Source organism: Aromatoleum bremense, assembly GCF_017894365.1.
Taxonomy (GTDB): Bacteria; Pseudomonadota; Gammaproteobacteria; order Burkholderiales; family Rhodocyclaceae; genus Aromatoleum; species Aromatoleum bremense.
The window spans coordinates 1,101,399-1,122,592 of the sequence record NZ_CP059467.1 but is presented as its reverse complement, the minus strand read 5'-3'; the positions used below and the strand labels follow the sequence as shown (position 1 = coordinate 1,122,592).

Genomic DNA, 21,194 nt, shown 5'->3' with positions numbered 1-21,194 from the left:
GTGGCGCGGATCATCGATGCGAGTTCGCGGTTCAAGCCGGCATCGGCGCCGGTGCGGAAGGCGGCTGTCCCCGTTCCCGCGTCGTCGTCGCATCGCGCCGTGGCGAAATCGCTCGAAGTCACGCTCGGCCACGCCTCGCAGCAGGGGCTGCGGCCCGACAACGAGGACTTCGTCGGCGCGGTGACGCCCGACGGCGCGGCGCTTGCAGCCAAGGGGCTGCTGCTCGCGATCGCCGATGGCGTCGGCGGCCATGCGCGCGGCCGGGAGGCGGCCGAATATTCGGTGCGCGGACTGCTCTCCGACTATTTTTCGACGCCCGACACGTGGAGCGTCGAGAAATCGCTCGACGCCGTGATCGGCGCGCTGAACAGCTGGCTGCTCGCCCAGTCGGCGAAGTCTCGCGAGTACGCCGGCATGGCGACGACGCTGACCGCGTTCGTGCTGCGCGGGCGCCGCTACCACGTCGCGCACGTCGGCGATTCGCGCGCGTACCTGCTGCGCGATGGCGAGCTGTGCCGCCTGACCGAGGACCACACCTGGGAACACCCCGAGCTCAGCAACGTGCTGCGCCGCGCGGTCGGACTCGATGCGCAGCTCGCTGTCGACTATGACGACGGCGAGCTGGCTGCCGACGATCGCTTTGTGCTCGTCACCGACGGCGTGTGGGGCGCGCTCGGCGACGGCGGCATCGTCGAGATCCTGAAGCGCCACCCGTGCGCCGAAGACGCGGCCGACGTGCTGACGCTCGAAGCGCTTGCGCGCGGCGCGACCGACAACTGCACCGCGCTGGTCGCGAACGTCGAGGCGGTGCCGCCGGACAACCTGCGCGACCGGCTCGCAACCGCGCGCCGCCTGACGCTGCCGCCGCGGTTGAAGGCCGGCGACCTGATCGATGGCCTGCGGGTTGAGGAGCTGCTGCACGAATCGCGCGTCACGCTGCTGTACCGCGTCACGCGTATCGCGACCGGCGAAGCGCTGGTGCTGAAGACCCTGCGCCCGGAAGCGGACGACGACGAAGCGGGCGGCGCCTTGCTGCGCGAGGAATGGCTCGCGCGACGCGCCCCGTCGCAAAGCTTCCCCACCGTCGCGGATGCCGACGCGCGCAGCGCCCTGTATTACCTGATGAGCTGGCACGAAGGCGAGACGCTCAAAGCGCGGCTCGCGCGCGGCCACCGCTTCGCGCCGCACGAGCTTGTCGCGATCGGCATGCCGCTGCTGCGCGCGGTCGGCAGCCTGCACCGGCTCGGCATCGTGCACCGTGACGTCAAGCCCGACAACGTGCATGTCGACCGCCACGGCCGGCTGCGGCTGCTCGACCTCGGCGTCGCCGCGTCCGACGCCGATGACCTGCGCGAGATCAACAACCCTGGCACGCCGTCGTATATGGCGCCGGAACTCTTCAACGGCGGGACGGCGAACGAGTCGTCGGACCTCTACGCGTGCGGCGTGACGCTGTACGAACTCTTGACGCGCAAGTACCCGTACGGCGAGGTCGAGCCGTTCCAGCGGCCGCGCTTTGGCGAGCCGGTACCGCCGACACGCTACCGTCCGGACACTCCGGCGTGGCTCGAAGCGGTGCTGCTGAAGGCCTGCGCGCACGAGGCAAACGACCGCTTCGAGACCGCCGAAGAGTTCCTGCTCGCGCTCGAACGCGGCGCGCACCGCCCGCTCGCGACGCATCGCCGCGTGCCGCTCGTCGCGCGCAACCCGGCGCTCGCGGTCAAGCTCCTGGCCGGTGCGTCGCTGCTGCTGAACCTGATCCTGTTGTTTCTGCTCAGTCGGCGCTAGACCGATGATGAGCCTCTCCCGCGGAGCCCCTGATGAAAACGAAAGCCACTTGTCCCTACTGCGGCGTCGGCTGCGGCGTCCTGATCGAACATGACGGTCGCCGCATCACCGGCGTCGCCGGCGACCCCGAACATCCGGCGAACTTCGGCCGCTTGTGCACGAAGGGGGCGACGCTGCACCTCTCCGCGCGGCCCGAAACCCGGCTGCTGCACCCGCAGCTGCGCGCCGCCCGCGGCTTGCCGCGCCAACGCGTGAGCTGGGACATCGCGCTCGCGACCGCCGCCGAACGCTTTGCAGCCGCGATCAACGAGCATGGCCCGGACTCGGTCGCGTTCTACATCTCCGGCCAGCTGCTGACCGAGGACTATTACGTCTTCAACAAGCTCGTGAAAGGGCTCATCGGCAGCAACAACATCGATTCGAACTCGCGCCTGTGCATGTCGAGCGCGGTTGCGGCGTACAAGCAGACGCTCGGCGCCGACGCGCCGCCCTGTTCGTACGAGGACTTCGCGCACACCGACTGCCTGCTGATCGCCGGCGCGAACCCGTCGTACGCGCACCCGGTCGCGTTCCGCCGCATCGAGGACGCGAAGGCCGCGCGCCCGCAGATGAAGATCATCGTCGTCGACCCGCGCCGCACCGACACTGCCGCGACCGCCGACCTGCACTTGGCCGTCCTGCCGGGCACCGACATCTGGCTGTATAACGCGATGCTCAACGTGCTGCTATGGGAAGGCCACGTCGACCAGGCTTTCGTGCGCGAACACACCGAAGGTTTCGCGGCGCTGCGCGACCACGTGCGCGACGTCACGCCGGCGATCGCCGCCGAAGTCTGCGGGCTCGGCAAGCGCGGCGCTGACGACATCGTCACGGCCGCGCGCTGGTGGGGCGAGGCGAAGGCCGCGATGTCGCTGTGGTGCCAGGGGCTGAACCAGTCGACGCACGGCACGCACAACGGCACCGCGCTGATCGCGCTCTCGCTCGCGACCGGCAAGATCGGCAAGCCCGGATGCGGCCCGTTCTCGCTGACCGGCCAGCCGAACGCGATGGGCGGGCGCGAAGTCGGCGGCATGGCGAACCTGATGTCCGGCCACCGCGACCTCGCGAACCCGGACGAGCGCGCCGAAGTCGCGCGGCTGTGGGGCGTCGACAGCGTGCCTTCGACGCCGGGCCTGACCGCGATCGAACTCTTCGACGCGGCGCACGACGGCAAGATCAAGGCGCTGTGGATTGCCTGCACGAACCCCGCGCAGTCGCTGCCCGAGCAGGAGCGGCTGCGCGAAGCGCTCGCGCGCTGCGACTTCGTCGTGCTGCAGGAGGCCTACCACAACACTGAGACGGCGCCGTTTGCCGACTTGCTGCTGCCCGCCGCGACGTGGGGCGAGAAGGAAGGCACGGTGACGAACTCGGAGCGGCGCATCACGCACGTTCATCGCGCTTTGACGCCGCCGGGCGAAGCGCGGCCGGACTGGCGCATCGTCTGCGATTTCGCGCGCGAACTCGGGCCGCGCATCGGCAAGGATGCAGCGCGGCTCTTCCCGTACGCGGCGCCGTCCGGGATCTTCGCCGAGCATGCGGCCTCGACCGCCGGGCGCGATCTCGACATCACGGGACTCTCGTACGCGCTGCTCGATGCGGCCGGTCCGCAGCAGTGGCCATTTCCAAAAGGCGTGAATGTTGCCGATGCGGCCGGCCGTGACCGCCTCTACGCCGACGGCCGTTTCCCGACCGCGGACGGCCGGGCGCATTTCGTCGTGCCGACCCAGGCGCTGACCGCCGAGCGCGCCGACGCGCGCTATCCGCTGCACCTGACGACCGGCCGCCTGCGCGATCAGTGGCACGGCATGAGCCGCACCGGCAAGGTCGCGCGGCTGTACAACCACGTCGACGAGGCCCGCATCGAGATGCACGCCGACGACCTCGCGCTGCGCGGGCTCAAGAGCGGCGATCTGGTGCACGTCAAGAGCCGCCGCGGCGACGTCGTGCTGCGCGCCGAAGCCTCCGCCGAAATCCGCTCCGGTCAGGCTTTCATCGCGATGCACTGGGGAGGCAACAGCCTGAACTCGGCTGGTGCGAACGCGCTGACGCTGCGCGACTTCGACCCGTACTCGAAGCAGCCGGAGCTCAAGCATGCGACGGTACAGGTCGAGAAGGCGGTGCTGCCGTTCCAGGCGCTGATCATGCGCGGCGAGCCCGGTGCGGCCGGCGACGAGGAGGGGAACGGGAACGATGACGCTGCGCCGATCGATGTCCCTGGCAAGGTCACCGCGGGCGGCGTCACGGCCAACGCTGCCGGCCTCGCGCTGGAACGCGCTGAAGCGCTCGCGCCCTGGCTCGAGCGCTTCAGCTACGCGTCGCTCGCGCTCGCCGGTCGCGACCATCCCGCGGTCGTGCTGCGCATCGCGCACCACCAGCCGATTCCGCCCGAGTGGCTCGCCGAACTCGACGCCTTGCTCGGGCTCGACGACGAGCATTGCCTCGCGTACAGCGACACCCGGCGCGGCATCACGAAGCGCGCGCGCATCGACGACGGGCTCCTTGTCGGCCTGCGCCTTACCGGCGAGACCGCGGCCGCCGGCTGGCTGCGCGACGTGCTCGTCGAGCGCCAGCCGACTGCGGACCTGCGCCGCTGGATCCTCGCGCCGCTCGCGAACCCGCCGGAGGCGGCGAAGAGCCGCGGCCGCATCGTCTGTACGTGCCTGAACGTGTCGGAGAGCGACATCGCCGCAGCGATCGCCGGCGGCGCGGGTTTCGACGACCTGCAGGCGAAGCTCAGGTGCGGGACCACGTGCGGGTCGTGCGTGCCGCAGATCAGGCGGCTCGTTGCGGCGGGGCGCCGCGCAGCCTGAAGCGCGGCGCCCGCGCTTGTGCCCGGGGCGCGGCGGCTTGCGACGAGCCGCCGCGACGCGCGAGCAGCAACGCGAACATTCCCGGTTCCGGGATCTGGAGTGCGGCGAACAGTGCCTCGGCGAGTGCGCGGTGCCCGGCGGCCGTCGGATGGATCGATACGCTGATTCGATGAACATGAGGTGCTCGAAAGTGGCGGGCCGCTCGGCGCCAGGGAGGCTACCGTCGAGGGATGATTGCGTGACGTTGACGTCAACGTCACAATACCGCCCGGCGATCTTCAGGGATCGCCGGATTCCAATCACTCCGCCAGCAGCGGACTGTTCCCCCGCTTCTTCGCCGCGCCCTGCCGCGGGGCGACCGCGGCCAGGGATGCGAGCCGGCGTACAACACGCGTCGCGGACGGGCGTCCGGGGCGTTGCATATGGGAAAGGAGAGCACATGACTGCAGTTGCCGAGTTTCTGAAAGCGCGGGACTTCCTGCTGGCCAACCGGACCGACTACGCCACTGCGTACGCCGGTTTCCAGTGGCCGCAACTGACCGAGTTCAACTGGGCGCTGGACTATTTCGACACGATGGCGCAGGGCAACGACAAGCCGGCGCTGTGGATCGTCGAGGAGGACGGGCACGAGGCGAAGCTGTCGTTCGCCGAGATGTCGGTGCGCTCGAACCGCGTCGCGAACTGGCTGAGGAGCCACGGTGTCGCGCGCGGCGACCGCATCCTGATCATGCTCGGCAACGAAGTGCCGCTGTGGGAAACGATGCTCGCCGCGATCAAGCTCGGCGCGGTCGTGATCCCGGCGACCACCTTGCTGACGCCGGAAGATCTGCTCGACCGTCTTGACCGCGGCCAGGTCAGGCATGTCGTCATCGGCAAGGCCCACACCGACAAATTCGCGGAGCTCGCCGGCAGCTACACGCGCATCAGCGTCGGCGGCGCGACCGGCGGCTGGCTCTCGTTCGAGGACGCGTACGCGGCGTCGCCCGAATTCACGCCCGAAGGCGTGACCCGCGTCACCGATCCGCTGCTGCTGTATTTCACGTCCGGCACGACGTCGAAGCCGAAGCTCGTCGAGCACAGCCACCAGTCCTACCCGGTCGGCCACCTGTCGACGATGTACTGGATCGGCCTGCAGCCCGGCGACCGCCACATGAACATCAGCTCGCCGGGCTGGGCGAAGCACGCGTGGAGCTGCTTCTTCGCGCCGTGGAATGCCGGCGCCTGCGTGTTCCTGTACAACTACAATCGCTTCAACGCGCGCGCGTTGCTCGACGTGCTCGTGAAATACGAGATCACGACGATGTGCGCACCCCCGACGGTGTGGCGCATGCTGATCCAGCAGGACCTCGCGTCGGTGAAGACGAACCTGCGCGAGCTGATCGGCGCCGGCGAGCCGCTCAACCCTGAAGTCATCGACCAAGTGAAGAAGGCGTGGGGCATCACGATCCGCGACGGCTTCGGCCAGACCGAAACGACGGCGCAGATCGGCAACACGCCGGGGCAGGTGCTCAAGCCCGGCTCGATGGGCCGACCGTTGCCCGGCTACACGATCGCGCTGCTCGACGCCGACGACAAGCCGGCCGAAGAGGGCGAAGTGTCGCTGGTGCTGGCGAAGCGTCCGCTCGGCCTGATGCTCGGCTACGCCGGTGACGCCGAGAAGACCAGCGAGGTCATGCGCAACGGTCACTACCACACCGGGGACGTCGCGAGCATCGACGCCGACGGCTACATCACGTACGTCGGCCGTGCCGACGACGTGTTCAAGGCGTCGGACTATCGCATCAGCCCGTTCGAGCTCGAGTCGGTGCTGATCGAGCACCCGGCGGTCGCCGAAGCCGCGGTCGTTCCGAGCCCGGACCCGCTGCGCCTCGCGGTGCCGAAAGCCTACGTGATCCTCGCGCCGGGCTTTGAGGCCGGCAAGGAGCTCGCGAAGGACATCTTCGCCTTTACGCGCGACAAACTCGCACCGTACAAGCGCATCCGCCGCATCGAATTTTCGGACCTGCCGAAGACCATCTCGGGCAAGATCCGGCGCGTCGAGCTGCGCAGGAGCGAACAGGGCAAGGACGCCTCGACAGCGCGCGGGGCGCTGGAGTTCTTCGAAGAGGACTTCCCTGAGCTGAAGGGCTGATCCCAAAAGACCCCGTTCGCCCTGAGCCTGTCGAAGGGCCGTGACCGGGCTTCGACAAGCTCTGCCCGAACAGTGCCGCAACAATTGCGCACCGCATCACGGGATGCCGCCCGCCCGCCGTAAGCTGGTATAATTGCGGCCGTGGCGGGTCTCCCCGCATTGCAGCGCGGTGAACCTGGTCAGGGCCGGAAGGCAGCAGCCACAGCCGTTCCCTGCAAGTGCCGGGGGTCAGGCTCGCCACCCCGGACAATCGCGCGAAGGGCGTCTTCCCATGAAGACGCCCTTCGGCATTTTGGGACCGCCGGCCCCCGTTTCGTCGCCGGGCGCGCCGTGACCGTGCGGGCGGTGGCGCCGCGGGACGGGGGCCGCTCTGCTAGAATCCCGCCATGAGCTATCAGGTTCTCGCCCGCAAGTGGCGCCCGAAGAGTTTCGCGACGCTGGTCGGCCAGGAACACGTCGTCCGGGCGCTCAGCCATGCGCTCGCCACCGGCCGGCTGCACCACGCGTGGCTGTTCACCGGCACGCGCGGCGTCGGCAAGACGACCATTTCGCGCATTCTCGCGAAAGCACTGAACTGCGAAACCGGCGTCACGCCCGAGCCGTGCGGCACTTGCGCGGCCTGCCGCGCGATCGACGCGGACCGTTTTCCCGACTACGTCGAGATGGATGCGGCCTCGAACCGCGGGGTCGAGGACATGGCGGCGCTGCTCGACAAGGCGGTCTATGCGCCGGCGCAGGGGCGCTACAAGGTCTACATGATCGACGAAGTCCACATGCTGACCGGGCATGCGTTCAACGCGATGTTGAAGACGCTCGAAGAGCCTCCCGAACACGTCAAGTTCATCCTGGCGACGACGGATCCGCAGAAAATCCCGGTGACGGTGCTCTCCCGCTGCCTGCAGTTCAACCTCAAGCAGATGCCGCCGGGGCACATCATCGACCATCTCGGCGGCATCCTCGAGGCCGAGGGCGTGCCATTCGAGGTCCCCGCGCTGCGCCACCTCGCCAAGGCGGCGAACGGCTCGATGCGGGATGCACTGTCGCTGCTCGACCAAGCGATCGCGCACGGTTCGGGGCGCGTCGAGGAAGAGCAGGTCTCGCACATGCTCGGTACGGTCGGCGACGACCATCTGTACGCGGTGCTCGACGCGCTGGCCGCAGGCGACGTCGCCGGGATGCTCGCGGTGGCCGATCGCATGGAGGCGCGCAGTTTGTCGTTCGACGCGGCGTTGCAGGCGCTCGCCTCGCTGCTGCACCGCATCGCGCTCATGCAGTTCGCCCCGGCGGCGATCGCCGACGATGCGGAACGCCAACGTCTCGCACCGTATGCCGAGGCCTTCGACGCCGAGTTCCTGCAACTCGCCTACCAGATCGCCATCCATGGCCGCGACGAACTGTCGCTGGCGCCGGACGACTACGCGGGCTTCACGATGAGCCTGTTGCGCCTGCACGCATTCCGCCCCGAGCAGCCGGTGGCGCTCGGCAGTCCCGGCGACGCGGCCGGCGGAGGCGGGGCGGGACGGGCGCGTGTCATCCCTCCGTCGCCGCCGCAGCCGGCCGCCAGTCTCGCAGCACGGGCCACGGCACCGGTGCCGCAGCGCGACGCCGCGCCGGTGGCAAGACCGCCGGTGGCAAGGGGGATCCCCGTGGAGCATTCGCCACGCGAACGCGGGATTGCCGAGGCCGGGACGCGTTCGTCGCCGCCCGGCAGAGCAGTGGCGGTCGCCGAAGGTCCGGCCGAACCGTCGAACTCCGTTCCGCCGTGGGAGGACCTGCCGCCGGAGGCGTTCGCCGGGGAAACATCCGTGCCGCAACCCGCCCGCTCGTCCGCGCCGGCGCGCCTGCACTCCGGGAACGTGGTGGTCGAGCCGTCCCCCCTGCCCACGCCGGCACGAAGCGCGACGGCGGCGGCCGGAAGTGCTGTTCCGCGGCGCGCCGAGCGGCCGGAAGTCACGCCCGCATCGCCGGGCACAACAGCGCCCGAGATCGCGTCGGCCTTTGCCGCCGGCGAATGGCATGCGATCCTCCGCGCGCTCGGCCTCGGCGGGATGATGCGGGAACTCGCGCAGCACTGCGAATGGACCGGATTTGCCGACGGCGTGCTGAACCTCCGGCTGTCCGAAACCCATCGCCATTTGCTGGGCATGAATCCGGGACTCCTCGACCGCCTGCAGGACGCGCTCGCGACGCAGTATGGCGGTCCGCTGCGGCTCAGGATCGAGACCGGCGCGATCGCCGGCGAAACCCCGGCGCAACGCGACCAGGCGGAAAAACGGGCGCGGCACGTCGAGGCTGTGGCGGCGTTGGAGAGCGACCCTTTCGTGCGTGAACTGATCGAACGATTCGACGCGTCCCTCGTGGAAGCGTCGGTAAGACCACTTTGAATTTCTCTTGCGGAGAATCTGGCGATGATGAAAGGCGGAATTGCCGGGCTGATGAAACAGGCCCAGCAGATGCAGGAAAACATGAAGAAGATGCAGGACCAGTTGGCCTCGGTCGAAGTCGAGGGGCAGTCGGGCGCCGGGATGGTCAAGGTGCTGATGACCTGCAAGTACGACGTGCGCCGCGTGACGATCGACGACTCGGTGATGGACGACAAGGAAATGCTCGAGGATCTCCTCGCGGCCGCTGTCAATGACGCGGTGCGCCGCGTGGAAACGACGACGCAGGAGAAAATGGCGGGCTTCACGTCCGGCCTCAACCTGCCGCCCGGGATGAAGCTGCCGTTCTGAATGTCCCCTTCCAGTCTCGACGAACTGATCGACGCGTTGCGCGGCCTGCCCGGGGTCGGGCCGAAGTCTGCGCAGCGCATGGCCTACCATCTTTTGCAGCGCGACCAGCGCGGCGCCGAACGCCTTGCCCGGGCGCTCGGCAATGCGCTCGCGGTGCTGTGTCATTGCGAACGCTGCAACACCTTCACAGAAACCGAGATCTGCCAGCGCTGCGCGAGCCCCCAGCGCGACGCGTCGCTGCTATGCGTCGTCGAAATGCCGGCCGACCTCGCGGTGATCGAGCAGACCCATGCGTACAACGGGCTGTATTACGTGCTCATGGGCCGTCTGTCGCCGCTCGATGGCATCGGTCCGCGCGAACTCAAGCTCGACAAGCTGCTCGCCCGGGTCGCCGACAACACCGTGCAGGAAGTGATCCTCGCGACGAACTTCACGAATGAAGGCGAGGCGACGGCCCACATCGTCGCGGAACTGCTCGCCGCGCGCGGCGTCAAGGTCAGCCGTCTCTCGCGGGGCGTGCCGGTGGGCGGCGAACTCGAACACACCGACACCGGCACGATCGCGCAGGCGCTCGTCGAGAGGCGCCCGCTCTGACCCCCGGCAGCATGCTGCTGCGCCGCACAAAACACCTCGTTGCAGCTGCGTTCCGGGCGCCCGCGCGGAATGCTAAATCCATGATCCGAATACACCTTTGAGCTTTATGCTTTTTATGTTGCGGCCAGTTTGATAGAATCCGGCAGTTTTTTTGTATCCGGAAATGGCTTTTTTTCAGGGATGATGTCATGAGCGTGGATCAGAAGATGGACAGTGGCCGGCGGCAACTGCTTGTCGCAACGTCGGCGGTCGGCGGCGTTGCAGTGGTCGCGACGGCGGTGCCGTTCGTTGCCAGCTTGACGCCGTCGGAACGTGCCAAGGCGGCAGGCGCCCCGGTCGAAGCGGATATCGGCAAGCTCGCGCCAGGCGAGATGATGACCGTGGAGTGGCGCGGCAAGCCGGTGTGGATCCTGCGGCGCACGCCCGAAATGCTCGCGTCGCTGGAAAAAACCGAGCCGCTGGTGAGCGATCCGGCTTCGGAAAAGCCGATGCAGCCGGAATACGCGCAAAACAAGCACCGTTCGATCAACCCCGAATACCTCGTCGTGGTCGGCATCTGCACCCACCTGGGCTGTTCGCCGAGCGACAAGTTCAAGGTCGGTGCCGAGAGCGGCGTCGGACCCGACTGGCCGGGCGGCTTCCTGTGCCCCTGCCACGGCTCCCTGTTCGACCTTGCCGGGCGCGTCTATCGCAGCATGCCGGCGCCGGACAATCTCGAGATTCCGCCCTACAAGTTCCTCGCGGATACGCGGATTCTCATCGGTGACGACGCAAAGGCCTAAGCGATGACTACAAAATCACAAGAACTGATGCACTGGATCGACGCGCGCTTCCCGCTCACGTCGACCTGGAAGGCGCACCTGTCGGAATACTACGCGCCGAAGAACTTCAATTTCTGGTACTTCTTCGGGTCGCTCGCGCTCCTGGTGTTGGTGATCCAGATCGTGACCGGCATCTTCCTGGTCATGCACTACAAGCCTGATGCTTCGGTGAACGCGTCCGGCATCCCCGTCGCCTTCGCCAGCGTCGAATACATCATGCGCGAAGTGCCCGGTGGCTGGCTGATCCGCTACCTGCACTCGACCGGCGCGTCGGCGTTCTTCGTCGTCGTCTACCTGCACATGTTCCGCGGGCTGCTGTACGGCTCGTACCGCAAGCCGCGCGAGCTGATCTGGGTCTTCGGCACGCTGATCTTCCTTGCGCTGATGGCCGAAGCGTTCATGGGCTACCTGCTGCCGTGGGGGCAGATGTCGTTCTGGGGCGCGCAGGTGATCGTGAACCTGTTTTCCGCGATCCCGGTGATCGGACCGGACCTGTCGCTGGTCATTCGCGGTGACTACGTGGTGTCCGACGCGACGCTGAACCGCTTCTTCTCGTTCCACGTGATCGCCGTGCCGCTGGTGCTGATCGGCCTGGTGCTGGCGCACATCGTCGCGCTGCACGAAGTCGGCTCGAACAACCCGGACGGGGTCGAGATCAAGAAGAAGAAGGACGCCAACGGCATCCCGCTCGACGGCATCCCGTTCCACCCGTACTACACCGTGAAGGACATCATGGGCGTAGTCGGTTTCCTGATCGTGTTCTCGGCAATCCTGTTCTTTGCGCCCGAGGGCGGCGGCTACTTCCTCGAGTACAACAATTTCATTCCCGCCGACCCGCTGAAGACGCCGCCGCATATCGCGCCGGTGTGGTACTTCACGCCGTTCTACTCGATCCTGCGCGCGGTGACGTACCCGCTGTTCGGCGTCGATGCGAAGTTCTGGGGCGTCGTCGCGATGGGCGCGTCGGTCGTGATCATCGCCTTCCTGCCGTGGCTGGACCGCAGCCCGGTGAAGTCGATCCGCTACAAGGGCGGGCTGTTCAAGGCCATCCTGGCGGTGTTCCTGGTCGCGTTCTTCATCCTCGGCTACCTCGGTGTGCTGCCGCCGACCCCGGGCCGTACCCTGGTCGCCCAGATCTGCTCGGTGCTGTACTTCGCGTTCTTCCTGTTGATGCCGTGGTACAGCAAACTCGACAAGTGCAAACCCGAACCGGAAAGGGTGACGTTCAAATGAGCATTCGTGTGATCAAGACTCTCAAGCGCCTGGCCGCCATCGTGCTGTTCGCGCCGGCTCTCGCGCTGTCCGCCGGGGCGGAACTGCATCTGGACAAGGCGCCGGTCAGCTCCGACCCGGCCGCGCTGCAGAATGGCGCCAAGGTGTTCGTCAACTACTGCCTGAGCTGCCACAGCGCGAGCTTCGCGCGTTACAACACGCTGCAGCAGATCGGTCTCGACGAGCAGCAGATTCGCGACAACCTGATGTTCACCGGCGAACGCGTCGGCGACCTGATGAAGATCGCGATGCGCCCGGCCGAATCGAAGGTGTGGTTCGGGGTGACCCCGCCCGACCTGACGCTGATCGCGCGCCAGCGCGCATCCGAGTTCGGCAGCGGCGCCGACTGGCTGTACACTTATCTGCGTCAGTTCTACCGCGATCCGGCGCGCCCGACAGGCTGGAACAACGTGGTATTCGGCAACGTCGGCATGCCGCACGCGCTGTGGGAACTGCAGGGCCAACAGGTCGCGAAGGTCACCGAGCACGAGGACGGCACGAAATCGGTCGCCCTTGAACTCGCGACGCCGGGCAGGATGAGCGTCGAGGAATATGACAAGACGGTTGCCGACCTGGTCTCCTTCCTCGTCTGGATGGGGGAGCCGATGGCCGACAAGCGCAAGACGATCGGGATGTACGTACTGATCTTCCTGGCGGGGCTGTTCGTGCTCTCCTATGCTTTGAAGAAAAATTACTGGAAGGATATTCACTGAGAACCCGCCGGACCTGATCCGCGCACTCACTGAATTTGACGCACCACGCGGTCATCGCGTGGTGCGCTTTGCTTTTGTATCAGGAGCTGCAACAACATGATGAACCTGTATTCCGGCACAACCGATCCGTTCAGTCACCGCTGCCGGATCGTGCTCTTCGAAAAGGGAATGGACTTCGAGGTCATCGATGTCGACCTCTACAACAAGCCCGAAGACATCGCCATCATCAACCCGTACAACCGGGTGCCGGTGCTGGTCGATCGCGACCTCGTCCTGTACGAGGCGAACATCATCAACGAGTACATCGACGAGCGCTTCCCGCATCCGCAGCTGATGCCGCCTGACCCGATCTTGCGCGCGCGTGCCCGCCAGTTGCTGCACACGTTCGAGCAGGAACTGTTCTCGCACATCGACGTGCTCGAGAAGAACCAGAAGGGCGTCGAAAAGAGCCGCGCCCACGTGCGTGACCAACTCGTTCAACTCGCACCGATCTTCGTCAAGCAGAAGTTCATGCTAGGCGACGAGTTCTCGATGCTCGACGTCGCGATCGCCCCCTTGCTGTGGCGTCTCGAGCATTACGGCATCGAACTGCCGAAGGCCGCTGCGAACCTCATGAAATACGCCGAACGCATTTTCAGCCGGCAGGGTTTCATCGACGCCCTGACCCCGTCCGAAAAGGTGATGCGGCGCTGAACGCCGAGGCCCCGTGTGAGGGGCGCTACCGACCATGACAAACATATCTACCAAACCCTACCTGCTCCGCGCCATTTTCGAATGGTGCGTCGACCAGGGCTTCACGCCCCATATCGCGGTGCTCGTCGACGAGCGTACCGTGGTCCCGGCGGGCTATGCGCAAGACGGACAGATCGTGCTCAACCTGGGTTCCGAAGCGACGCAGCAACTGGTCATGGGCAACGACCTGATCACTTTCCAGGCGCGTTTCGGCGGCGTCGCCCACGCGCTGTCGGTCCCGGTGTCCAACGTCCTTGCAATCTACGCGCGGGAGAACGGGCACGGCATGGCGTTCGAGCCTGAAGCGGTGGTCGAGGCACCTGGTGTCCCGGCCGAGCAGGTCGGCGGACAGCAGGACGACGCCCGCCCCGACGCTGCGCCCCCCGCGGGAGGGCGTTCGCCGGCGGGACGCAACCACCTGAAGATCGTCAAGTAACTGGTTGCAGCACAGGCTGCGCGCGTTCCTGTTGTATTCGTGCCGGGGACCGAATCGGGAATATGGCGGCCGGTCCGGGCTCGCCGGCAGGCTGTAGTGTGGCTGCGGGTGCCCGGGCGCGGCTCGGTTAGCGGGACGAGCGCTGCCGTCCGAGGGTCAGGCTTCGTTCCCCAGGAACGGGAAGTTGTGCACCGGCGGTCGCCGGCCGGACATCAACCCGGCGAGGCAGCTGGCAGACCCGCAGGCGAGCGTCCATCCCAGCGTCCCGTGGCCGGTGTTGTACCAGAGGTTGAGCAGGCCGCTCTTCCCGATCAGCGGGACATTGTTGGGCGTGGCTGGGCGCAGCCCTGCCCACAGTCGCGCTCGGGTGGTGTCGGTGGCGCCGGGAAAACGCATCTCCAGCCAGTCCAGGATGGCTTGGCAGCGGGCGGGATTGATGCTGGTATCGTAGCCGTTGAGCTCCGCGGTCCCGGCGACGCGCAGCCGGTCACCGAGGCGCGAACACACGATGCGGCGCGATTCATCGGTGAGGCTGACGCTCGGCGTACGCTGCGGATCGCGTAGCGGAACCGTCACCGAGTAGCCTTTCACTGGGTAGATCGGCAGGTGTTCGCCAAGAGGGGCGACCAGGGCGCGACCGTAGCTGCCGAGGCACAGTACGTAGGCGGAGGCGGTGAGACTTCCGGTGCGGCCTTCGGCATCGCGGACCTCGATGCTGTTCATCAGGCCGCCCGTGCGGTCGATGCGTGTGATCGTGGTGTTGTAATGGAAGCGTACGCCCGCCTGCGCGGCTCGCTCGGCGAGGGCCTGGGTGAAGCGGAAAGCATCGCCCGACTCGTCGTGCGGGGCATACAGGCCGCCGGCGAGCTCCCCGGCCCCGCCGGCGAGCGCAGGTTCGATCGCGAGGCATTCGTCGCGGCTGCAGAGGCGGGCCTCAATGCCGTACGCCGCGAGTTCGGCAGCCTTGGCGCCGGCGCGCGAGAATTCCTCCGGCGTAAAGAACAGATGCAGGATGCCGCGCTCGAGATGGTCGTAGGCGATCCCGGTTTCTGCGCGCAGCGCGCGCAGGCGTTCGCCGCTATGCACGGCGAGACTGGCAATGGCGGCGGTGTTGCGCCGGGTGCGGTGCGGCAGGCATTCACGCAGGAAGGCGAACGTCCAGGCCCATTGGGCTGCGTCGGCGTGGGGGCGAAACAGCAGCGGGGCGTCCTCGCGGCCGAACCAGCGCAGCACGTTGAGCGGAGCCGTCGGGTTCGCCCAGGGTTCGGGGTGGCTGATCGAGATCTGGCCGCCATTGGCGTAGCTGGTTTCGAGAGCTGCCTCGGGTTGGCGGTCCACCACGCTTACATCGAAACCCGCTTTGGCGAGATACCAGGCGGTGGTGACGCCGGTGACGCCGGCGCCGAGAACCAGAACGTGCATAGTGAGCGAATGGGCTGAACGGAGACAGTTTTTGATCCGGGCCGGACCGGTGTGCGGCGATGTCCCTACGGCATGGCCTGAGCAAGCTCAGACGTGTGGGGCGAGCCGTCGGCCAGCGATCATAACCGTCTTCGCCCGCGTGCGGTGGTGCGCTCGACCGCCTTCCGCGGGATAATCCGCGCCGCAAGCTTGCGAAACAAACTGAAGTCTGGCCCGGCTGGACCAACAAGGAGTCAATTCATGCGACGCGTCACGCTAACCCAATTCCTGATCGAGCAGCAGCGCGCTGGCCGCACTAGCCCGGACCTGCGACTGCTGATTGAAGTCGTCGCCCGGGCGGTGAAGGCGATCGGCGTCAATGTCTCGAAAGGGGCGCTGGCCGACCTGCTCGGCGAGGCGGGCACCGACAACATCCAGGGCGAAGCGCAAAAGAAGCTCGACGTGATCGCAAACGAGATCCTGCTGCAGGCCAACGAATGGGGCGGGCACCTCGCGGCGATGGCATCGGAAGAGGTCGAGGAGGTGCACCAGATTCCGTTCGACTACCCGAAGGGCGGCTACCTGCTGCTGTTCGATCCGCTTGATGGTTCGTCGAACATCGACGTCAATATCTCGGTCGGCACGATCTTCTCGGTGCTGCGCTTTCCCGAAGGTGCCAAGGAGCCGAACGAGCAATGCTTCCTGCAGCCCGGTCGCGAGCAGGTCGCCGCGGGATACGCGCTGTACGGTCCGTCGACCCTGCTGATCCTCACCGTCGGCAACGGCGTGCATGGCTTCACGCTGGATCGCGAGATGGGCAGCTTCGTCTACACCCACCCGTTCATGACGGTGCCGGTGGATACACAGGAATATGCGATCAACGCATCGAACGCGCGCCACTGGGAGCCGCCGGTGCAGCGCTATGTGGCCGAGTTGCAGCAGGGCAAGACGGGGCCGCGCGGCAAGGATTTCAACATGCGCTGGGTCGCGTCGATGGTCGCCGACGTGCATCGCGTCCTCACGCGCGGCGGCATCTTCATGTATCCGCTGGACGAGAAATGCCGTGACCAGGGCGGCAAGCTGCGCCTGATGTACGAGGCGAATCCGATGGCGATGCTCGTCGAGCAGGCCGGGGGCTCGGCAACGACCGGGCGCCAGCGGATCCTCGACGTGCAGCCGGAAAGGCTGCACCAGCGCGTGCCGGTGATCCTCGGTTCGACCCACGAAGTGGAGCGCGTGACCGCCTACCATCTCGAAGGCTGAGCCGACGATGCCGGGCTGTAGGGCGTCCATGCCGGGAAAGGCGGCGGGAGCTCCAGCCGCAGCCTGAAGGCGCAGCACGATCCGGATTCCGCCGAGGCCGCGCCTCTGCCGTAGAATCCGGTCATGACAGCTTTCCGGATTCGTGCGCTGCTCCGGCTGTGGCTCGTCGCGCTGTGCCTTGGCCTTTCGTCCGGCACCGTGTTCGCCCAAGCCCCGCTGCAGGTCGAACTCGACGCGCCCGACAGCGTGCGACCGCTGCTCGAGCGTCATCTGCGCATTCTCGATCGCGACGACCAGGCCTTGCCCGAAGCACAGGCCGACCGCATCGCGCTGGCCCGGCGTACGCGGCGCGAAGCGGCGGAACTGCTGGCGACCGAAGGGTATTTCACACCCGAGATCCGTTTGCAGCGCGAGCCGGATGGCCGCTGGCAGCTGTCGGTCGAGCCCGGCACGCAGGCGAGCATCGCCGGTGTCGAACTGCTGTTCGACGGCGATCTGGCCGGCGACGGCAAGGCGCGCGCGGAACGTCGCGCTGCGCTGCGCCGCGCCTGGCCTCTCGCGCCGGGAGAACCTTTTCGCCAGAGCGCCTGGGACGACGCGAAGGCGCGGCTCCTCGACGGGGTCGCGGTGCGCGACTACGCTGCGGCGCGCATTGTCGACAGCCGTGCCGAAGTCGATCCGGACAACGCAACCGTGCAGCTTTCGGTGACGGTCGACTCCGGGCCGCGCTTTTTCCTCGGCCCGCTCGAGGTGTCGGGCCTGCAGGATCTTCCTCCCGATTTCGTCGAACGTTTCAACCTGCTGGAGCCCGGCGAGCCGTTCGACCAGGAGCGCCTCCTCGCGCTGCAGACTGCACTGCAGAACTCCCCGCAGTTCGCCTCCGTGATCGTCGATATCGAGCGCGACCCGGCGCTTGCCGCCGCCGTGCCGATCCGGGTCCAGATCACCGAAGCGCAGTCCCGACACCTCGGTTTCGGCGTCGGCTATTCGACCAACACCGGTTTTCGTACCGAGATGAGCTGGCGCGACGTAAACCTCCTCGACCGCGGCTGGGAACTCGCCACCGGACTACGACTCGAGCAGCGCCGTCACGCCGCGTACGCGGATGTTTTCCTTCCGCCCGCGCGCGCCGGCCATCGGGATAGCTTTGGTGTCGCGATCGAGCGCAGCACCGTCGAGGGGTTGACGCTGACGACCCAGGCGGTGGGCGTGGCGCGCACCAAGACACGCGGCAACATCGACACGCGCCTCGCGCTGCGCCTGCAGCACGAGCAACGCGACCCCGACGGCGCACCGTCGACGAGCCGCAACGCGCTGACGGCGAACTGGACGTGGATCCGGCGGCGGGTCGACAACCTCCTCGATCCACGACGAGGCGATGTGCTGCAGTTCGACATCGGCGGCGGCGCGAAGGCGGTACTGTCCGACCAGGATTTCCTCCGGCTTTACGGCCGCTACGTGCGCTACCTGCCTTTTGCCGAGCGTGACGTGCTGATCCTGCGCGCCGAAGGCGGGGCGACGCTGGCACCGAGTCGCGACGGCGTGCCGCACGATTTCCTGTTCCGTACCGGTGGCACGCAAACGGTGCGCGGCTACGCGTTCGAGAGCCTCGGCGTGAGAGAGGGCGACGCCACCGTCGGCGGACGTTACCTCGCGACGCTGAGCGCCGAGTATGTCCACTGGTTCTTGCCGCAGTGGGGAGCGGCGGCCTTCGTCGATGCGGGCGACGCCGCCGACAGCCGCGACGGATTCACTCTCAAGACTGGCTACGGGGTCGGCGCACGCTGGAAAAGTCCGGCCGGCCCGCTCGCCATCGATCTCGCTTACGGCCACGAGGAACGGCGGCTGCGCCTGCATTTCGGCATCGCCATCGCATTTTGAACGGCGCCGCGGGACCCCGTCGCATGCCGGGGGACCCGTCCTGCGGCGTCGCAGACGTACGGCGCGTCGTCGCCACCGAGCATGCGGCGCTTGGCCATATCGGGCCTCCTGTCGAATGGAGCAAAAGGTGCAGCATCCCGCGTTCCTGTCGCCGCTCGACGGGAATTTGAATTCTCCGCTCTTGAAATCGGCCGGGGCCGTCCCTATTATTAGCACTCGTTGGCAGTGAGTGCTAACCGTCCCGGGCCAGTCCGCGCCCTTGATATGTTTATGCTGCGGGTCTGCCCGCAGATATGTTGAATTCGAACTGAAGGAGTCATCTCGATGAAAATTCGTCCCTTGCATGATCGCGTGATCGTCAAGCGCCTGGAAGCCGAGCGCAAGACCGCCAGCGGCATCGTCATCCCCGACTCGGCCGGCGAGAAGCCCGATCAGGGCGAAGTGCTCGCCGTGGGCAACGGCAAGATCCTCGACGACGGCAAGGTTCGCCCGATGGCCGTCAAGGTCGGCGACAAGGTGCTGTTCGGCAAGTACGCCGGCCAGACCGTGAAAGTCGAGGGTGACGAACTGCTCGTCATGCGCGAAGAAGACATCATGGGCGTCGTCGAGGCCTGAGCGCCCCTGTCGACCCCGTCCAACGAATTCAAGGAGCAATGAACGATGGCTGCAAAAGAAGTCAAGTTTGGTGATTCCGCCCGTGACCGCATGGTCGCCGGCGTCAATATCCTGGCCAACGCGGTCAAGGTCACCCTCGGCCCGAAAGGCCGTAACGTCGTGCTCGAGCGCTCGTTCGGCGCCCCGACGGTGACCAAGGACGGCGTGTCCGTCGCGAAGGAAATCGAACTGAAGGACAAGTTCGAGAACATGGGCGCGCAGATGGTCAAGGAAGTCGCGTCGAAGACCTCCGATATCGCCGGTGACGGCACCACGACCGCGACCGTGCTGGCCCAGTCGATCGTGCGCGAAGGCATGAAGTTCGTTGCCGCCGGCATGAACCCGATGGACCTCAAGCGCGGCATCGACAAAGCCGTCATCGCGGTCACCGAAGAACTGAAGAAGCTGTCGAAGCCGTGCTCGACGAGCAAGGAAATCGCCCAGGTCGGCTCGATCTCGGCGAACTCCGACGCCGACATCGGCGAAATCATCGCCAAGTCGATGGACAAGGTCGGCAAGGAAGGCGTGATCACCGTCGAGGACGGCAAGTCGCTGCAGAACGAACTCGATGTCGTCGAGGGCATGCAGTTCGACCGCGGCTACCTCAGCCCGTACTTCATCAACAACCCGGACCGCCAGGTGGCGATCCTCGAAAACCCGTTCATCCTGCTGTTCGACAAGAAGATCTCGAACATCCGTGATCTGCTGCCGGTGCTCGAGCAGGTCGCCAAGGCCGGCCGCCCGCTGCTGATCGTCGCCGAAGACGTCGAAGGCGAAGCGCTGGCGACCCTCGTCGTCAACAACATCCGCGGTATCCTCAAGACCTGCTCCGTCAAGGCGCCGGGCTTTGGTGACCGTCGCAAGGCGATGCTCGAGGATATCGCCGTGCTGACCGGCGGCCAGGTCATCGCCGAGGAAGTCGGCCTGACGCTGGAGAAGGCGACGCTGGCCGAGCTGGGCCAGGCGGCACGCATCGAGATCGGCAAGGAAAACACGATCATCATCGACGGCGCCGGCGAACCCGCGCGCATCGAAGGCCGCGTCAAGCAGATCCGCGCGCAGATCGAGGAAGCCACGTCCGATTACGACCGCGAGAAGCTGCAGGAACGCGTCGCGAAGCTGGCGGGCGGTGTTGCCGTCATCAAGGTCGGCGCTGCGACCGAAGTCGAGATGAAGGAGAAGAAGGCCCGCGTCGAAGACGCGCTGCACGCGACCCGCGCCGCGGTCGAAGAAGGTATCGTCCCCGGCGGTGGCGTCGCGCTGCTGCGTGCCCGCGCGAACCTCGGTACCCTCAAGGGCGACAACCATGACCAGGACGCCGGCATCAAGATCGTGCTGCGCGCGCTCGAGCAGCCGCTGCGCGAGATCGTCGCCAATGCAGGTGACGAGCCGTCCGTCGTCGTCAATCGCGTCGTCGAAGGCACCGGTAATTTCGGCTACAACGCCGCCACCGGCGAGTATGGCGACCTGGTCGACATGGGCGTGCTGGACCCGACCAAGGTCGAGCGCATCGCGCTGCAGAACGCAGCCTCGGTCGCCGGCCTGATGCTGACCACCGACTGCATGGTCGGCGAGCTGGCTGAAGAAAAGCCCTCGATGGGCGGCATGGGCGGCATGGGTGGCATGGGCGGCATGGGCGGCATGGACATGGGTATGTAATGCCGGTCTGAGGTTCGCCTCGTGCTGCCGGGCTTTCAGGCCCGGTGGCGCCAAAGCAAACGGCTCCGCTGCGGCGGGGCCGTTTGCTTTGGCGCGGTGACGGACGTGTCGACACGCCACGCTGCGGAAAGGTGGGATAATGAATCGATCGTGAGGAAAAAGGGGCAGGGAGCACCGGTTGTGCAAACGGGCGCTCCCCGGAATGTGCAGGCCGAAAAGGCGCCGACATTCCCCGGGCCGGTAATAGGAGAACAGCGGGTGCAACAAT

General features: G+C 66.8%; 16 protein-coding genes and 1 other RNA gene. 16 read left to right on the top strand and 1 reads right to left on the bottom strand.

Annotated elements, in window-relative coordinates:
• The 12 genes from pbN1_RS05270 (at window position 1) to pbN1_RS05215 (ending at window position 14,068) form a co-directional block, all read left to right on the top strand.
• Complete coding sequence (locus pbN1_RS05270; RefSeq protein ID WP_425305754.1) at window positions 1-1,788, top strand: bifunctional protein-serine/threonine kinase/phosphatase; 1,788 nt, start codon at window positions 1-3, stop codon at window positions 1,786-1,788.
• A gap of 32 nt (window positions 1,789-1,820) precedes the next feature.
• Window positions 1,821-4,637, top strand: coding sequence for a nitrate reductase (locus pbN1_RS05265; protein WP_169201146.1), 2,817 nt, complete (start codon window positions 1,821-1,823; stop codon window positions 4,635-4,637).
• 439 nt (window positions 4,638-5,076) lie between these two features.
• On the top strand, window positions 5,077-6,768 hold the full coding sequence (locus tag pbN1_RS05260) for an AMP-binding protein (protein ID WP_169201147.1): 1,692 nt from the start codon (window positions 5,077-5,079) through the stop codon (window positions 6,766-6,768).
• Between the two features lie 143 nt (window positions 6,769-6,911).
• Window positions 6,912-7,010: signal recognition particle sRNA small type (ffs, locus tag pbN1_RS05255), an RNA gene on the top strand.
• 144 nt (window positions 7,011-7,154) lie between these two features.
• Window positions 7,155-9,152 carry a DNA polymerase III subunit gamma/tau gene (dnaX, locus tag pbN1_RS05250; RefSeq protein ID WP_169118177.1) on the top strand — a complete coding sequence of 666 codons (1,998 nt, stop codon included), beginning with the start codon at window positions 7,155-7,157 and terminating at the stop codon, window positions 9,150-9,152.
• Between the two features lie 24 nt (window positions 9,153-9,176).
• A complete protein-coding gene (locus pbN1_RS05245) occupies window positions 9,177-9,500 on the top strand; it encodes a YbaB/EbfC family nucleoid-associated protein (RefSeq protein ID WP_011236490.1) in 324 nt (107 codons plus the stop codon).
• The gene (recR, locus tag pbN1_RS05240) at window positions 9,501-10,094 is read left to right on the top strand and encodes a recombination mediator RecR (RefSeq protein ID WP_169118178.1); all 594 of its coding nucleotides are present in this window, start codon (window positions 9,501-9,503) and stop codon (window positions 10,092-10,094) included. It begins immediately after the preceding gene.
• A gap of 188 nt (window positions 10,095-10,282) precedes the next feature.
• Window positions 10,283-10,876, top strand: a complete 594-nt coding sequence (gene petA, locus pbN1_RS05235; RefSeq protein WP_169201148.1) for a ubiquinol-cytochrome c reductase iron-sulfur subunit — start codon at window positions 10,283-10,285, stop codon at window positions 10,874-10,876.
• Between the two features lie 3 nt (window positions 10,877-10,879).
• The gene (locus pbN1_RS05230) at window positions 10,880-12,148 is read left to right on the top strand and encodes a cytochrome b (RefSeq protein WP_169200527.1); all 1,269 of its coding nucleotides are present in this window, start codon (window positions 10,880-10,882) and stop codon (window positions 12,146-12,148) included.
• Window positions 12,145-12,900: a cytochrome c1 gene (locus pbN1_RS05225; RefSeq protein ID WP_169201149.1), complete on the top strand. Its 756-nt coding sequence runs from the start codon at window positions 12,145-12,147 to the stop codon at window positions 12,898-12,900. Before pbN1_RS05230 ends, pbN1_RS05225 begins: the two co-directional genes overlap by 4 nt.
• A 96-nt stretch (window positions 12,901-12,996) precedes the next feature.
• Window positions 12,997-13,593: a glutathione S-transferase N-terminal domain-containing protein gene (locus pbN1_RS05220; RefSeq protein ID WP_169118182.1), complete on the top strand. Its 597-nt coding sequence runs from the start codon at window positions 12,997-12,999 to the stop codon at window positions 13,591-13,593.
• Window positions 13,594-13,627: 34 nt separating this feature from the next.
• Complete coding sequence (locus pbN1_RS05215; RefSeq protein ID WP_169201150.1) at window positions 13,628-14,068, top strand: ClpXP protease specificity-enhancing factor; 441 nt, start codon at window positions 13,628-13,630, stop codon at window positions 14,066-14,068.
• A gap of 156 nt (window positions 14,069-14,224) precedes the next feature.
• On the opposite strand, the gene pbN1_RS05210 is transcribed toward pbN1_RS05215, so the two are convergent.
• Complete coding sequence (locus pbN1_RS05210) at window positions 14,225-15,490, bottom strand: D-amino acid dehydrogenase (RefSeq protein WP_169201151.1); 1,266 nt, start codon at window positions 15,488-15,490, stop codon at window positions 14,225-14,227.
• 240 nt (window positions 15,491-15,730) lie between these two features.
• Here pbN1_RS05210 and pbN1_RS05205 point away from each other — a divergent pair, with 240 nt between their 5' ends.
• The 4 genes from pbN1_RS05205 (at window position 15,731) to groL (ending at window position 20,926) form a co-directional block, all read left to right on the top strand.
• Window positions 15,731-16,732, top strand: coding sequence for a class 1 fructose-bisphosphatase (locus pbN1_RS05205; RefSeq protein WP_169201152.1), 1,002 nt, complete (start codon window positions 15,731-15,733; stop codon window positions 16,730-16,732).
• A 123-nt stretch (window positions 16,733-16,855) separates the two neighbouring features.
• Window positions 16,856-18,613, top strand: a complete 1,758-nt coding sequence (locus pbN1_RS05200) for an autotransporter assembly complex protein TamA (RefSeq protein WP_169201153.1) — start codon at window positions 16,856-16,858, stop codon at window positions 18,611-18,613.
• A gap of 324 nt (window positions 18,614-18,937) precedes the next feature.
• The gene (groES, locus tag pbN1_RS05195; RefSeq protein ID WP_004311482.1) at window positions 18,938-19,228 is read left to right on the top strand and encodes a co-chaperone GroES; all 291 of its coding nucleotides are present in this window, start codon (window positions 18,938-18,940) and stop codon (window positions 19,226-19,228) included.
• A gap of 45 nt (window positions 19,229-19,273) precedes the next feature.
• A complete protein-coding gene (gene groL, locus pbN1_RS05190) occupies window positions 19,274-20,926 on the top strand; it encodes a chaperonin GroEL (RefSeq protein ID WP_169201154.1) in 1,653 nt (550 codons plus the stop codon).
• Window positions 20,927-21,194: the final 268 nt, after the last annotated feature.